Raw genomic sequence first — 13,591 nt, 5'->3', positions numbered from 1 at the left:
TGGTTAGCCCCCTTTTTTTTACCTACAACCCCATAACCTGATCGACTGAATACGGAGAATCAAAATGGCTGCAATTACCGCAAGCATGGTGGCTGAACTGCGCGCAAAGACCGACGCGCCGATGATGGAATGCAAGAAGGCCCTGACCGAGGCCGAGGGTGATCTGGCCAAGGCCGAAGAGCTGCTGCGCGTCAAGCTCGGCACCAAGGCTGGCAAGGCCGCCTCGCGCGTGACCGCCGAAGGCGTGATCGCCGCCTTCGTCGAAGGCCAGACCGGCGCGATGATCGAAGTCAACAGCGAAACCGACTTCGTGAGCAAGAACGACAGCTTCATCGCCATGGCCAACGCCGCCGCCAAGCTGATCGCCCAGCACAACCCCGCCGACGTCGCGGCCCTGGGTGCGCTGGCCTACGAGCAAGACAGCTTCGGCCCCACGCTGGAAGATGTGCGCAAGGGCCTGATCGGCAAGATCGGCGAGAACATGTCGTTCCGCCGCTTCAAGCGCTTCAGCGGCTCTGACCTGGCCTTGTACCTGCACGGCACCCGCATCGGCGTGGTGGTCGAGTACGCCGGTGACGCCACCGCCGCCAAGGACGTGGCCATGCACGTGGCCGCGATGAAGCCGGTGGCGCTCGCCTCCAGCGACGTGCCCGCCGAGCTGATCGAGAAGGAGCGCAGCGTGGCCCAGGCCAAGGCCGAAGAGTCCGGCAAGCCCGCCGACATCGCCGCCAAGATGGTGGAAGGCTCGGTGCAGAAGTACCTGAAGGAAGTCTCGCTGAACAACCAGGTGTTCGTGAAGGCCGCCGACGGCAAGCAGACCGTGGAGCAGATGCTCAAGGCCGCCAATACCCAGGTCAAGGGCTTCACGCTGTACGTCGTGGGCGAGGGCATCGAGAAGAAGGTGGACGACTTCGCCGCCGAAGTGGCCGCCCAGGTGGCAGCCGCCAAGGGCAACTAAGCATCGGCCCTTTTCCGATCCCGCACCGATTCCACGCCTCGCACCTTTTCATCACCAACCGGAGAACCACCATGTCCACTGCACCAGCCCATAAACGTATTTTGCTCAAGCTGTCGGGCGAGGCGTTGATGGGCGATGATGCCTTCGGCATCAACCGCGCAACCATCGTGCGCATGGTGGAGGAGATCGCCGAGGTCACCCGCCTGGGGGTGGAGATCGCGGTGGTGATCGGTGGCGGCAACATCTTCCGGGGCGTGGCCGGTGGATCGGTGGGCATGGATCGCGCCACGGCCGACTACATGGGCATGCTGGCGACGGTGATGAACGCGCTGGCGCTGGCCGACGCGATGGACAAGCAGGGCCTGACCGCGCGCGTGATGTCGGCCATCGGCATCGAGCAGGTGGTCGAGCCCTATGTGCGCCCCAAGGCCCTGCAATACCTCGAAGAGGGCAAGGTCGTGGTGTTCGCGGCGGGCACGGGCAATCCGTTCTTCACCACCGACACCGCGGCCGCGCTGCGCGGCGCCGAGATCGGCGCGCAGATCGTGCTCAAGGCCACCAAGGTGGACGGCGTGTACACCGCCGACCCGATGAAGGACCCGGCCGCCACGCGCTACAGCAAGCTGAGCTTCGACGAGGCCATGAGCCGCAACCTCGGCATCATGGACGCGACCGCGTTCGCGCTGTGCCGCGACCAGAAGCTGCCTATCCGCGTGTTCTCGATCGTCAAGAGCGGCGCGCTCAAGCGCGTGGTGATGGGCGAGGACGAAGGTACGCTGGTGTATGCCTGACCAGGCATCCGTGACAGGAGTGAAAGAATGACAATCGCCGAAATCAAGAAAACCATCGAAGGCAAGATGGACCAATCGATTGCCGCGTTCAGGAACAATCTGACCAAGATCCGCACCGGGCGCGCCAACCCCGCGCTGCTGGACACCATCCATGTCGAGTACTACGGCTCGATGGTGCCGCTGTCGCAGGTGGCCAACGTGTCGCTGCTCGACAGCCGCACGATCAGCGTGCAGCCCTGGGAAAAGAACATGGGCGCGAAGATCGAGAAGGCCATCCGCGAAAGCGAGCTGGGCCTGAACCCGGCCTCGCTGGGCGATCTGATCCGCGTGCCCATGCCGCCGATGAGCGAAGAGCGCCGCAAGGAGATGACCAAGCTGGTGCGCAACGAAGGCGAGGGCGCCAAGGTGGCCATCCGCAACCTGCGCCGCGACGCCAACGACTCGGTCAAGAAGCTGGTCAAGGACAAGCTCGCCTCCGAGGACGACCAAAAGCGCGCCGAAGCCGACGTGCAGAAGGTGACCGACAAGCACATCGCTCTGATCGACCAGCTGGTGGCCGAGAAAGAGCAAGACATCATGGCGGTCTGAGCCTGGTGGCTGGATGACGAGCAAGCACGCAGCCGACGCGAATCCGCGGCACATCGCCATCGTGATGGACGGCAACGGCCGCTGGGCCAAGCGCCGCTTCCTGCCGCGCCTGGCCGGCCACCGGCAGGGCGTGGAATCGCTGCGCCGCTGCGCCCAGGCCTGCGCCGAGCGCGGCGTGGCCGCGCTGACCGTGTTCGCCTTCTCGTCCGAGAACTGGAATCGCCCGGCCGACGAGGTCAGCGGCCTGATGGAGCTGCTGGCCGGCGCGCTTGCCAAGGAAGTCCCCAAGCTGGCGCGCGATGGCATCCGCCTGTACTTCATCGGCAACCGCGAGTCGCTCTCGGCCAAGGTGCAAAAAGGCCTGGCCGAGGCCGAGGCGGCCACCGCGCAGAACCGGCGCATGGTGCTGAACGTGTGCTTCAACTACGGCGGCCGCTGGGACATCGCCCAGGCCGCGGCCCGGCTGGCCGCCAGCGGCACGCCGATCACCGAGGCAGCGCTGCACGGCGCGATGGCGCTGGCCCATGTGCCCGATCCGGATTTGCTGATCCGCACCGGCGGCGAGATGCGCATCAGCAACTTCCTGCTGTGGCAGGCGGCCTATTGCGAACTGTATTTCAGCGACAAGTGGTGGCCCGACTTCGACGAGGCCGCGCTCGACGAGGCGCTGCAGGCCTATCGCGGCCGCGAGCGGCGCTTCGGCAAGACCTCCGAGCAGGTGCAACAATCCTGATCCAGGCCGGCCGCTGGCAGCCATATGAAAAAGTGAGCTGCTGGCGCTTTGTTGCAAACGATTTCAGATGGTTTTATATCTGAAAATATTATCTAGACTGCGCTAGCAGCTATGTTTTTTGAATAGGAGAACCGCATGCTCAAACAGCGCGTCATCACCGCCTTGGTTCTCCTGGCCGTGCTGATCCCGGCGCTGCTGGCGCCCGCCGCCTGGCCGTTTGCCTTGCTGATGCTGCTGGCCATGGGCGCCGCGGCCTGGGAATGGGCGCGGCTCAACGGCCTGCAGGGCGCCGGTGGCTGGCTGCTGGCCGCGGCCTGCGTGGCGCTGTGCCTTGCCTCGTGGGCGCTGGGCCTGCCCGAGCGGCGCCTGCCCGGCCTGTGGCTCGCGGGCGGCGGCGCCTGGGTGCTGGCCGCGGCCGCGCTGCTGCGCGGCGGCGTGCCGGGCTGGCCCGCCATTGCCCGGCCGCTGCGGCTGGTGGCCGGCGTGCTGGCGCTGTGGCTGGCCTGGCTGGCGGTGACGCAGGCCAGGCTGATCGGCGTCAACTTCCTGCTGTCGGTGTTCGCGCTGGTCTGGACGGCCGACATCGCGGCGTATTTCGCGGGCCGGGCCTTTGGCCTCAAGTTCACCCAGGGCAAGCTCGCGCCCGCCATCAGCCCCGGCAAGAGCTGGGAGGGCGTGTGGGGCGGCGCCTGCGGCGTGCTGCTGCTGGCGGCCGTGTGGATCGCGCTCGATGCGCAGCAGGCCGTGGCCGTGCCCAGCTTCTACACCCGGCTGTTCGCGCACTCGTGGTGGCTGCTGGTGGTGGCGCTGGTGTTCATGACCGCGATGAGCGTGGCCGGCGACCTGGTGGAGTCGCTGGTCAAGCGCAGCGCGGGCATGAAGGACAGCAGCCAGCTGCTGCCCGGCCATGGCGGCGTGCTCGACCGCATCGATGCGCTGCTGCCCACGCTGCCGCTGGCGATGATGATCACGCAGCTGTTGCCCGCGTAAACAGGCTCTAAGGTTTCAAGCTATGACATTGCAAGTCACCGTGCTGGGCTCGACCGGCTCCATCGGCGTCAACACGCTGGACGTGATTGCCCGCCACCCCGGCCGCTACCAGGTGTTCGCGCTCTCCGCCAACAGCCGGGCGGACGACATGCTGGCGCAGTGCCTGCGCTTTGCGCCGCGCTACGCGGTGATGGCCGATCCGGCCCAGGCGCGCCTGCTGGCCGCGCGCCTGAAGGAAGCCGGCGCCGCCACCACGGTGGTGGACACGCCCGATGCGCTCGAATGGATTGCCGCGCACCCCGAGGTCGATGCAGTGATGGCCGCCATTGTCGGCGCCGCCGGCCTGCGCCCCAGCCTGGCCGCGGCGCGCGCCGGCAAGCGCCTGATGCTGGCCAACAAGGAGGCGCTGGTCGTCGGCGGCCAGCTCTTCATGGATGCAGTCAGGCAGGGCGGCGCCACGCTGCTGCCCATCGACAGCGAGCATTCGGCGATCTTCCAGTGCCTGCCCGAAGACCCGGCCAGCTGGCCCGGGCGCGTGGACCATATCGTGCTGACCGCCTCGGGCGGGCCCTTTCGCACGCGCGATCCGGCCACGCTGGCGGCGGTAACGCCGCAGCAGGCCTGCAACCACCCCAATTTCGCGATGGGCCGCAAGATCTCGATCGACTCGGCCACCATGATGAACAAGGCGCTCGAAGTGATCGAGGCGCGCTGGCTGTTCGGCCTGCCGCCCGACAAGATCCGCGTGGTCATCCATCCGCAGCAGATCATCCACTCGATGGTGCAGTTCAACGACGCCTCGATGCTGGCGCAGCTGGGCACGCCCGACATGCGCGTGCCCATCGCCTGCGGCCTGGCCTGGCCCGAGCGCATCGCCAGCGGCGCGCCGGCGCTGGACTTCGCGGCGCTGGCCGCGCTCACCTTCGAGGAGGCCGATGCGCGGCGCTTTCCGGGGCTGCACCTGTCGTGGCAGGCGCTGCGCGCGCCCGAGGGCACGACCACCGTGCTCAACGCGGCCAACGAGATCGCGGTGGCCGGCTTTCTGGACGGCGCGATCCGCTTCGACCAGATCCACCGCGTCAACGACAGCCTGCTCGGCCAGGTGCAACCAAACGGCGTGGATTCGATCGAAGGCCTGCTGGCGCTGGATGGCGAGGTGCGCAGCCGCGCCCGGGCGCTGATCCGCACGCTGGGCGCCTGATACCACCCTCAATTTCCGGGAGGCTTGGATGTTGACCCTGATTGCCTTTGTCGTCGCGCTGGCGATCCTGATCGCGGTGCATGAATACGGCCACTACCGCGTGGCCGTGGCCTGCGGCGTGAAGGTGCTGCGCTTTTCGATCGGCTTCGGCAAGCCGCTGTGGCGCTGGCAAAGGCCGGGCTCGCCCACCGAGTTCGTGGTCAGCGCCATACCGCTGGGCGGCTATGTGCGCATGCTCGACGAGCGCGAGGAGCCGGTCGAGCCCGGTGAGCGCCACCTGGCCTTCAACAACCGGCCGCTGGGCGCGCGCGCGGCCATCGTCGCCGCCGGGCCGGTGGCCAACCTGCTGCTGGCGGTGCTGCTGTTCGCCGGCGTCAACTGGATCGGCGTGCAGGAGCCCACCGCGGTGCTGGGCGCGCCCGCCGAGCAAAGCCTGGCTTACGAGGCCGGGCTGCGCGGTGGCGAGGAGGTGCAGTCGGTCTCCCGCGACGACGGCGAGCCCGGCGAGGCCACGCCGGTGCGCTCGCTCGACGACCTGCGCTGGCTGCTGACCCAGGCCGCGCTCGATGGGCAGGACGTCTACCTCAACATCAAGACCCGGGCCGTAGGCGGCGAAAAGCCCTACCGGCTGCGCCTGTCGGCGCTGCAGCCCGAGGATGCCGATGCCAAGCTCATGGAGCGCATCGGCGTGGCGCTGCCCTGGTCGGCGCCGGTGCTCGGCCAGGTGGAGCCGGGTGAGGCCGCCGCGCAGGCCGGCCTGCAAAAAGGTGATGAAGTGTTGCAGCTGGACGGGCGGCCGGTGCCCGATGCCTTCCAGCTGCGCCAGCGCATCCGCGCCTCGGGCGCGGACGGCGCGCCCAAGATGCAGGCCTGGCAGATCCGGCGCGCCGGGCAGGTGCTGGACATCGCGGTGCAGCCGCGCCCCTTCGTCGACGGCGGCGTGTCGGTTGGGCGCGTCGGCGCCTACATCGGCAGCCCGGTGGCGATGGTGCAGGTGCGCTACGGCCTGTGGGAGGGGCTGGAGAAGGGCGCGATGCGCACCTGGGAGCTGTCCTCGCTCACGCTGCGCATGCTGGGCAAGATGCTGGTGGGGCAGGCATCGCTGCAGAACATCAGCGGCCCGCTGTCGATCGCCGAGTACGCGGGTAAGTCGGCGCAAATAGGTTTTACACAATATCTCGCTTTTCTGGGGCTGCTTAGTGTTAGCCTCGGCGTGCTCAATCTGCTGCCGTTGCCGGTGCTGGATGGCGGACACCTCATGTATTATCTGTGGGAGGCGGTCACCGGAAAGCCTCCGACCGCGCAATGGCTGGAGCGCCTGCAAAAGGGCGGTATCGCCGTGCTGGTGCTGATGATGTGCGTTGCATTCTTCAACGATTTGACCCGGCTCCTCGGCTGACATTCATGGAAGTGCTGCATAATCTGCAGCGCTTGTTGCTATAAGAGATGAAATACCTCACATCGCCATCAGTTTTCCGGAGAGCGACAGCCGCTGCCGCCATGTTGTTGGTTGCCAAGCTGTCATGGGCGCTCAATCCATTCACGATCCAGGACATCCGCGTCGAAGGCCTGCAGCGCGTCGAGCCGGGCACCATCTTCGCCACCATGCCGCTGCATGTCGGCGATGACTACAACGACGAAAAGGGCTCGGCCGCGATCCGCGCGCTGTTCGCCCTGGGCCTGTTCAAGGACGTGCGCCTCGAGGCCAGCGGCAATGTGCTGGTGGTCGTCGTCGAGGAGCGCCCCACGGTGGCCAACGTCGACTTCGCCGGCACCAAGGAGTTCGACAAGGACACCTTGAAGAAGGCCATGCGCGACGTGGGCCTGACCGAGGGCCGCCCCTACGACAAGGCGCTGACCGACCGCGCCGAGCAGGAACTCAAGCGCCAGTACATCAACAAGAGCATGTACGCCGCCGACGTGGTGACCACCGTCACCCCGATCGAGCGCAACCGCGTGAACCTGACCTTCACCGTCAACGAAGGCGATGCGGCCAAGATCAAGGAGATCCACATCTCCGGCAACCACGACTTCTCCGAGTCCACGCTCAAGGACCTGTTCGACCAGGACACCGGCGGCTGGATGAGCTGGTACACCAAGAGCGACCGCTATTCGCGCTCCAAGTTCAACGCCGACCTGGAGACGCTGCGCTCGTTCTACCTGTCGCGCGGCTACCTGGAGTTCCGCATCGAGTCGACCGAGGTCTCGATCTCTCCCGACAAGGAAAGCATCTCGATCAACCTCAAGGTCCACGAGGGGCCGAAGTTCGTGGTCTCGGGCGTCAAGCTCGAAGGCAACTACCTGGACCGCGACGACGAGTTCAAGTCGCTGGTCACGATCAAGCCGGGCGAGCCCTACAACGCCGACCGCGTGACCGAGACCACCAAGGCCTTCACCGACTACTTCGGCCGCTTCGGCTATGCGTTCGCGCGGGTCGAGTCGGTGCCCGAGATCGACCGCGAGAACAACCGCGTCGAGCTGGTGCTCAAGGCCGAGCCTTCGCGCCGCGCCTACGTGCGCCGCATCAACATCGCCGGCAACAACCGCACCCGCGACGAAGTGATCCGCCGCGAAATCCGCCAGTACGAGGCTTCCTGGTACGACTCCAGCAAGATCAAGCTGTCGCGCGACCGCGTGGACCGCCTGGGCTTCTTCACCGACGTCGGCGTCGATACCCAGGAAGTGCCGGGCGCGCCCGACCAGGTCGATCTGCAGATGAACGTGGCGGAAAAGCCCACCGGCTCGCTGCAGATGGGCGTGGGCTTCTCCAGCGCGGACAAGGTGTCGCTGACCTTCGGCATCAAGCAGGAAAACGTCTTCGGCACCGGCAACTACCTCGGCATCGACGTGAACACCAGCAAGTACTACCGTACCCTGGTGGTCAGCACCACCGATCCGTACTTCACCAAGGACGGCATCTCGCGCACCTACGACCTGTACTACCGCACGGCCCGCCCGTACGATGCGCAGGGCGGCACCTACCAGATCGTGACCACCGGCGCCAGCGTGCGCTTCGGCATCCCGTTCAGCGAGGTGGACACGGTGTATTTCGGCGGTGGCCTGGAGCACACGCAGATCAAGCTGGGCACCAACATCCCGGCGGCCTACCTGGACTACTCCACCCGGTACGGCGACACCAGCATGGCCTTCCCGCTCACGATCGGCTGGTCGCGCGACAGCCGCGACAGCGCGCTGGCGCCCAACTCGGGGCGCTACCAGCGCCTGAACTCCGAGTGGTCCACCTTCGGCGACGCGCGCTACGTGCGCGCCAACTACCAGCTGCAGCAATACATCCCGCTGAACAAGCGCTACACCATCGCGCTCAACAGCGAGCTGGGCTGGGGCAAGGGCCTCAACGGCCAGCCCTTCCCGGTGTTCAAGAACTTCTTCTCGGGCGGCCTGGGCTCGGTGCGCGGCTTCGAGCAAGGCTCGCTGGGTCCGCGCGACGTGACCGGCGCCACCCTGGGTGGGCCGAAGAAGGTCACGCTCAACGGCGAATTCATCGGCCCGATGCCCGGCACCGGCAACGACCGCACCTTCCGCTGGTTCGCCTTCGTCGACGTGGGCAATGTCTACGGCGATGGTGACAAGGTGCAGTTCAGCGACATGCGGGCCTCCGCCGGCCTGGGCCTGAGCTGGATATCCCCCCTGGGCCCGCTGCGTCTGGCCTATGCGCAGCCGGTGCGCAAGTTCGCCGGCGATAAAATCCAGAAACTGCAATTCCAAATCGGAACGTCTTTCTAATGAAATCCCTTCGCTCCCCCTTCTCTCGTTCTGTCTCCCTGCTGGTCCTGACCTCGGCCATGGCATTTGGCGCGGCCGCCCAGGCGCAGGAGTTCAAGGTCGGCTTCGTGAACACCGACCGCATCTTCCGCGAGGCCAATGCGGCCAAGGCGGCGCAATCCAAGCTGGAATCCGAATTCTCCAAGCGCGAGAAAGACCTGGTGACCCAGGGCAATGCCCTGAAGACCGCCAGCGACCAGTTCGAGCGCGAGGCCCCGACGCTGTCGGAAAGCCAGCGCGTGGCGCGCCAGCGCCAGCTGGTGGACCAGGACCGCGAGTTCCAGCGCAAGCGCCGCGAATTCCAGGAAGACCTGAGCGCCCGCAAGAACGAAGAGCTGGCCCAGGTGCTGGAGCGCGCCAACCGCGTGGTCAAGCAGGTGGCCGAGTCGGACAAGTACGATGTGGTGCTGCAAGAGGCCGTCTACATCAACCCCAAGTACGACATCACCGAGAAGGTCATCAAGGCGCTGAACGGCAGCGCGGCTTCCGGCAAGTAAGCGGTTGAGAGCATTGCCGTGGGTCTGCTGCTGGGGGACATCGTCGATGCGCTGGGCGGCCGCCTGGAGCAAGGCGAACGCGGTACCGCCATTGAGCGCATAGCCTCGCTGGAGGATGCCGGGCCGGATGCCATCAGTTTTCTGAGCAACGCCAAGCTGGTGCATGCGATGCAGGCCTCGAAGGCGGCCTGCGTGGCGGTGGCGGCGGCGGCAGAGTCGGCGGCCCGGGTCCGCGGCGGCGCCTACCTGGTGGTGCCCGATCCCTACCTGTTCTTCGCCGGGCTCACGCAGCTGTGGCGCAGGCGCCATGCGATGCGGGCGGTGGCGCCGGGCATCCATCCCAGCGCGGTCGTCGAGGCGGGCGCGGTGATCGATCCCAGCGCGTCGGTCGGGCCGCTGTGCCACGTGGGCGCCGGCGCGAAGATCGGGGCCGGCAGCGTCCTTACCTCGCGGGTGACCGTAGGCGCGGACTGCGTGCTGGGCGAGCGCGTGCTGGTGCAGCCGGGCGCGGTGATCGGCGGCGACGGCTTCGGCTTCGCCAACGACCATGGCCGCTGGGTCAAGATCGAGCAGCTGGGGGCGGTGCGCATCGGCGACGATGTGGAGATCGGCGCCAACACCTGCATCGACCGGGGGGCGCTCCAGGATACGGTGATCGCCAATGGCGTGAAGATCGACAACCAGGTGCAGATCGGCCACAACGTGGAGATCGGCGAGCATTCCGCGCTGGCGGGCTGCGTGGGCATTGCGGGCAGCGCCAAAATTGGCCGGCACTGCACGGTGGGGGGGGCGGGAATGATCCTGGGACACCTCGAAATCGCCGACAATGTACACATTTCCGCGGCGACGGTGGTCAGCAGGTCGATGCCCCATGCCGGGCATTACACGGGCTTCTTCCCGGTCGACGAGAACAGTCGCTGGGAAAAGAATGCGGCAACGCTCAAGCAGTTGCATGCCTTGCGCGACCGCGTCAAGGCCCTGGAACAAACTCAGAAGAACGGCGTTGCCGAACCGAAATGATGGACATTCACCAAATTCTCAAGCTTTTGCCGCATCGCTACCCGTTTCTGTTGGTGGACCGGGTCGTGGAGATCGAGCGCGGCAAGCGCATCAAGGCCATCAAGAACGTGTCGGTGAACGAGCCGTTTTTCACCGGCCATTTCCCGGCCCGCCCGGTGATGCCCGGCGTGCTGATGCTGGAGGCGCTGGCGCAGGCCGCGGGCCTGCTGTCCTTCGACATGATGGGCGAGGCCCCGGGCGACGACAAGGTGTTCTACTTCGTCGGCATCGACGGCGCGCGCTTCAAGAAGCCGGTGGAGCCGGGCGACCAGGTGATCCTCGAGGTGGAGCTGGACCGCATCAAGGGCGGCATCTACAAATTCAAGGCCGTGGCCAGCGTGGACGGCAACGTGGCCTGCGAGGCCGAGATCATGTGCACCATGCGCACCGTGGCCTGATCGGCCCGGCCAGCGGTATTTGCGAGGTTCTCCCGTGAGTCTGATCCATCCCACAGCCGTGGTCGAGGCCGGCGCCCGTTTGCACGGGAGCGTCGAGGTCGGGCCCTACGCGGTGGTGGGGGCGCAGGTGGAGATCGGCGCGCGCTGCCGCATCGGTGCGCATTGCGTGCTGTCGGGCCACACCAGCATCGGCGAGGACAACCAGATCTTCTCGCATGCCGCCATCGGCGGCGCGCCGCAGGACAAGAAGTACGCCGGCGAGCCGACCCGCCTGGTCATCGGCCACCGCAACACCATCCGCGAGTTCTGCACCATCAACCTCGGCACGGTGCAGGATGCCGGTGTCACCCGCATCGGCGACGACAACTGGATCATGGCCTATGTGCACATCGCCCACGACTGCGTGGTCGGCAGCCATACCGTGCTGGCCAACAACGCCACGCTGGCCGGCCATGTGCACATCGACGACCACGCGGTGATCGGCGGGCTGACCGGCATGCATCAGTTCACCCGCATCGGCGCGCATGTGATGGCGGGCTTCGGCAGCCACATCAGCCAGGACGTGCCGCCCTTCACCATGGTGGACGGCCATCCGCTGACCGTGCGCGGCCTCAACCTCGAAGGGCTGCGCCGCCGCGGCTTCGGCGCCGAGCGGCTGGCGGTCATCAAGCAGATGTACCGCCTGCTGTACCGCCAGGGCCTGACGCTGCAGGCCTCGGTCGCGGCGCTGGAAGACCTGGCCGCCACCTGCGATGCCGAGGCGCAGGCCGACGTGCAGCGCATGCTCCAATTCCTCAAGCAGTCCAGCCGTGGCATCGTTCGCTGAGGCTTTAGCCCCGAAGCCGCCGTCTGCAAGTCTTTCGCTGGCCATGGTGGCCGGCGAGGCGTCGGGCGACCTGCTGTCCAGCCTGCTGCTGCAGGGCGTGCAGTCGCGCTGGCCGCAGGTGCATGCGGTGGGCATAGGCGGCGCGGCGATGGCCGCCAAGGGCTTCGACGCCTGGTGGCCGAGCGAGCGCCTGGCGGTGCACGGCTACAGCGCCGAGCTGCTCAGGCGGCTGTGGGGCATTTTGCGCATCCGCAAGCAGCTGGTGCAGCGGCTGCAGCAGCAGCGGCCGCAGCTTTTCGTCGGCGTCGATGCACCGGACTTCAACCTCGGTGTGGAAGAACGCCTGCGCGCGGCCGGTATCAAGACCGTGCACTTCGTCTGTCCCTCGATCTGGGCCTGGCGCGCCGAGCGGGTGGAGAAGATCCGCCGCGCGGCCGACCATGTGCTGTGCATCTTCCCGTTCGAGCCCGAGCTGCTGGCGCGGCATGGCATTGCCGCCACCTATGTCGGGCATCCGCTGGCCAGCGTGATACCGCTGGCGCCGGACAAGGCCGCGGCGCGCGCCCGCCTGGGCCTGCCGGAGCAGGGCAAGGTGCTGGCGGTGCTGCCGGGCAGCCGCGCGTCGGAAGTCAACTACATCGCGCGGCCGTTCTTCGAGGCGGTGGCCCTGCTGCTGCGCCAGCGGCCGGGGCTCAAGGTGCTGGTGCCGGCGGTGCCGGCGCAGAAGGCGCGCATCGAACAGCTGGCGCAGGCCTGCGGCGTGCGCGGGCAGGTGCAGCTGCTCGATGGCCAGTCGCACACCGCGCTCGAAGCCTGCGACTGCACGCTGATCGCCAGCGGCACCGCCACGCTGGAGGCCGCGCTGTACAAGCGCCCGATGGTGATCGCCTACCACATGCACCCGATCAGCTGGCGGCTGATGCGCCGCAAGCAGCTGCAGCCCTGGGTGGGGCTGCCCAACATCCTGTGCCGCGATTTCGTGGTGCCCGAGCTGCTGCAGGACGCGGCCACGCCGCAGGCGCTGGCCGCGGCGCTGGCGCAGTGGCTGGATGCGGGTCCGCAGCGCATTGCCCAGGTGGAGCAGCGCTTTCACCAGCTTCATTTGGAACTGCGCCGGGACACCGCGCAACTGGCAGCCGATGCGCTCGAAAAAGTTCTCGCTTCCTAACCAGTCCTCGCTGCAATGGCACCCGCCGGGCCTGCTGGCGGGCGTGGACGAGGCCGGGCGCGGGCCGCTGGCCGGCCCGGTGGTGGCGGCGGCCGTCATCCTCGACGAGCGCAACCCGATCGCCGGCCTGGCCGATTCGAAGAAGCTCACCGCGCTCAGGCGCGAGCGGCTGTTCGATGAGATCCGCGCCAAGGCGCTGTGCTGCTCGATCGCCTCGGCCTCGGTGGCCGAGGTGGACCAGTTCAACATCCTGCAGGCCACCATGCTGGCCATGCAGCGCGCGGTGACGGGGCTGCGCCTGAAGCCGGTGCGCGTGCTGGTCGACGGCAACCGCCTGCCGCGCCTGGACGTGCCGGCCGAGGCCATCGTCAAGGGCGATGCGCTGGTGCCGGCCATCTCGGCCGCGTCCATCCTGGCCAAGGTCTGGCGCGACCGCTGGTGCGTGGACATCGACCGGCTCTATCCCGCCTACGGCTTCGCCGGCCACAAAGGCTATGGCACCGCGGCGCACATGCAGGCGCTGCGCCAGCACGGCCCGTGCCCTGAGCACCGGCGCTCGTTCGCGCCGGTGGCCGAATGCGCCGGCCACGGAGAGTGAT

At 67.3% G+C, this 13,591-nt stretch carries 14 protein-coding genes; all 14 read left to right on the top strand.

From position 1 onward, the window contains the following. The first annotated feature begins 64 nt into the window (after nucleotides 1-64). The 14 genes from tsf to rnhB all read left to right on the top strand — a co-directional run bounded on the left by tsf (nucleotide 65) and on the right by rnhB (nucleotide 13,590). Nucleotides 65-958 (top strand): translation elongation factor Ts, encoded by an 894-nt coding sequence (tsf, locus tag ACODRX_RS20005; protein WP_488873290.1) that lies wholly within the window; start codon nucleotides 65-67, stop codon nucleotides 956-958. Nucleotides 959-1,029: 71 nt separating this feature from the next. Beyond that, complete coding sequence (gene pyrH / locus ACODRX_RS20000) at nucleotides 1,030-1,749, top strand: UMP kinase (RefSeq protein ID WP_488873289.1); 720 nt, start codon at nucleotides 1,030-1,032, stop codon at nucleotides 1,747-1,749. Between the two features lie 27 nt (nucleotides 1,750-1,776). Then, the gene (frr, locus tag ACODRX_RS19995; RefSeq protein ID WP_488873288.1) at nucleotides 1,777-2,337 is read left to right on the top strand and encodes a ribosome recycling factor; all 561 of its coding nucleotides are present in this window, start codon (nucleotides 1,777-1,779) and stop codon (nucleotides 2,335-2,337) included. Between the two features lie 13 nt (nucleotides 2,338-2,350). Further along, on the top strand, nucleotides 2,351-3,070 hold the full coding sequence (gene uppS / locus ACODRX_RS19990) for a polyprenyl diphosphate synthase (protein ID WP_488873287.1): 720 nt from the start codon (nucleotides 2,351-2,353) through the stop codon (nucleotides 3,068-3,070). Nucleotides 3,071-3,205: 135 nt separating this feature from the next. Then, nucleotides 3,206-4,060: a phosphatidate cytidylyltransferase gene (locus ACODRX_RS19985; RefSeq protein WP_488873286.1), complete on the top strand. Its 855-nt coding sequence runs from the start codon at nucleotides 3,206-3,208 to the stop codon at nucleotides 4,058-4,060. Between the two features lie 22 nt (nucleotides 4,061-4,082). Next, nucleotides 4,083-5,261: a 1-deoxy-D-xylulose-5-phosphate reductoisomerase gene (gene dxr, locus ACODRX_RS19980; protein ID WP_488873285.1), complete on the top strand. Its 1,179-nt coding sequence runs from the start codon at nucleotides 4,083-4,085 to the stop codon at nucleotides 5,259-5,261. 28 nt (nucleotides 5,262-5,289) lie between these two features. Beyond that, the gene (gene rseP, locus ACODRX_RS19975; RefSeq protein WP_488873284.1) at nucleotides 5,290-6,660 is read left to right on the top strand and encodes an RIP metalloprotease RseP; all 1,371 of its coding nucleotides are present in this window, start codon (nucleotides 5,290-5,292) and stop codon (nucleotides 6,658-6,660) included. A 47-nt stretch (nucleotides 6,661-6,707) separates the two neighbouring features. Beyond that, nucleotides 6,708-9,005: an outer membrane protein assembly factor BamA gene (gene bamA, locus ACODRX_RS19970; protein ID WP_488873283.1), complete on the top strand. Its 2,298-nt coding sequence runs from the start codon at nucleotides 6,708-6,710 to the stop codon at nucleotides 9,003-9,005. After that, nucleotides 9,005-9,541, top strand: coding sequence for an OmpH/Skp family outer membrane protein (locus ACODRX_RS19965; protein ID WP_488873282.1), 537 nt, complete (start codon nucleotides 9,005-9,007; stop codon nucleotides 9,539-9,541). Before bamA ends, ACODRX_RS19965 begins: the two co-directional genes overlap by 1 nt. A gap of 18 nt (nucleotides 9,542-9,559) precedes the next feature. Next, entirely contained in the window at nucleotides 9,560-10,561 is a 1,002-nt protein-coding gene (lpxD, locus tag ACODRX_RS19960) for a UDP-3-O-(3-hydroxymyristoyl)glucosamine N-acyltransferase (RefSeq protein WP_488873281.1), read from the top strand. After that, complete coding sequence (gene fabZ, locus ACODRX_RS19955) at nucleotides 10,558-10,998, top strand: 3-hydroxyacyl-ACP dehydratase FabZ (RefSeq protein WP_488873280.1); 441 nt, start codon at nucleotides 10,558-10,560, stop codon at nucleotides 10,996-10,998. Before lpxD ends, fabZ begins: the two co-directional genes overlap by 4 nt. A 34-nt stretch (nucleotides 10,999-11,032) precedes the next feature. Then, nucleotides 11,033-11,824, top strand: a complete 792-nt coding sequence (gene lpxA, locus ACODRX_RS19950; RefSeq protein ID WP_488873279.1) for an acyl-ACP--UDP-N-acetylglucosamine O-acyltransferase — start codon at nucleotides 11,033-11,035, stop codon at nucleotides 11,822-11,824. Continuing rightward, nucleotides 11,808-12,992: a lipid-A-disaccharide synthase gene (gene lpxB / locus ACODRX_RS19945; protein WP_488873278.1), complete on the top strand. Its 1,185-nt coding sequence runs from the start codon at nucleotides 11,808-11,810 to the stop codon at nucleotides 12,990-12,992. The genes lpxA and lpxB overlap by 17 nt, the downstream gene beginning before the upstream one ends. After that, entirely contained in the window at nucleotides 12,964-13,590 is a 627-nt protein-coding gene (rnhB, locus tag ACODRX_RS19940) for a ribonuclease HII (RefSeq protein WP_488873277.1), read from the top strand. Before lpxB ends, rnhB begins: the two co-directional genes overlap by 29 nt. Nucleotide 13,591 lies beyond the last annotated feature (1 nt).

It is taken from the genome of Comamonas sp. FG99 (genome assembly GCF_057808605.1).
This window is presented reverse-complemented; position numbering and strand designations above follow the sequence as displayed.

What these genes read in the sequence shown, in the direction of transcription:
- uppS (WP_488873287.1), top strand. Translation starts at nt 2,351, where the DNA reads ATGACGAGCAAGCACGCAGCCGACGCGAATCCGCGGCACATCGCCATC.
- rnhB (WP_488873277.1), top strand. Translation starts at nt 12,964, where the DNA reads ATGCGCTCGAAAAAGTTCTCGCTTCCTAACCAGTCCTCGCTGCAATGG.
- fabZ (WP_488873280.1), top strand. Translation starts at nt 10,558, where the DNA reads ATGATGGACATTCACCAAATTCTCAAGCTTTTGCCGCATCGCTACCCG.
- pyrH (WP_488873289.1), top strand. Translation starts at nt 1,030, where the DNA reads ATGTCCACTGCACCAGCCCATAAACGTATTTTGCTCAAGCTGTCGGGC.
- rseP (WP_488873284.1), top strand. Translation starts at nt 5,290, where the DNA reads ATGTTGACCCTGATTGCCTTTGTCGTCGCGCTGGCGATCCTGATCGCG.
- dxr (WP_488873285.1), top strand. Translation starts at nt 4,083, where the DNA reads ATGACATTGCAAGTCACCGTGCTGGGCTCGACCGGCTCCATCGGCGTC.
- frr (WP_488873288.1), top strand. Translation starts at nt 1,777, where the DNA reads ATGACAATCGCCGAAATCAAGAAAACCATCGAAGGCAAGATGGACCAA.
- ACODRX_RS19985 (WP_488873286.1), top strand. Translation starts at nt 3,206, where the DNA reads ATGCTCAAACAGCGCGTCATCACCGCCTTGGTTCTCCTGGCCGTGCTG.
- ACODRX_RS19965 (WP_488873282.1), top strand. Translation starts at nt 9,005, where the DNA reads ATGAAATCCCTTCGCTCCCCCTTCTCTCGTTCTGTCTCCCTGCTGGTC.
- tsf (WP_488873290.1), top strand. Translation starts at nt 65, where the DNA reads ATGGCTGCAATTACCGCAAGCATGGTGGCTGAACTGCGCGCAAAGACC.
- bamA (WP_488873283.1), top strand. Translation starts at nt 6,708, where the DNA reads ATGAAATACCTCACATCGCCATCAGTTTTCCGGAGAGCGACAGCCGCT.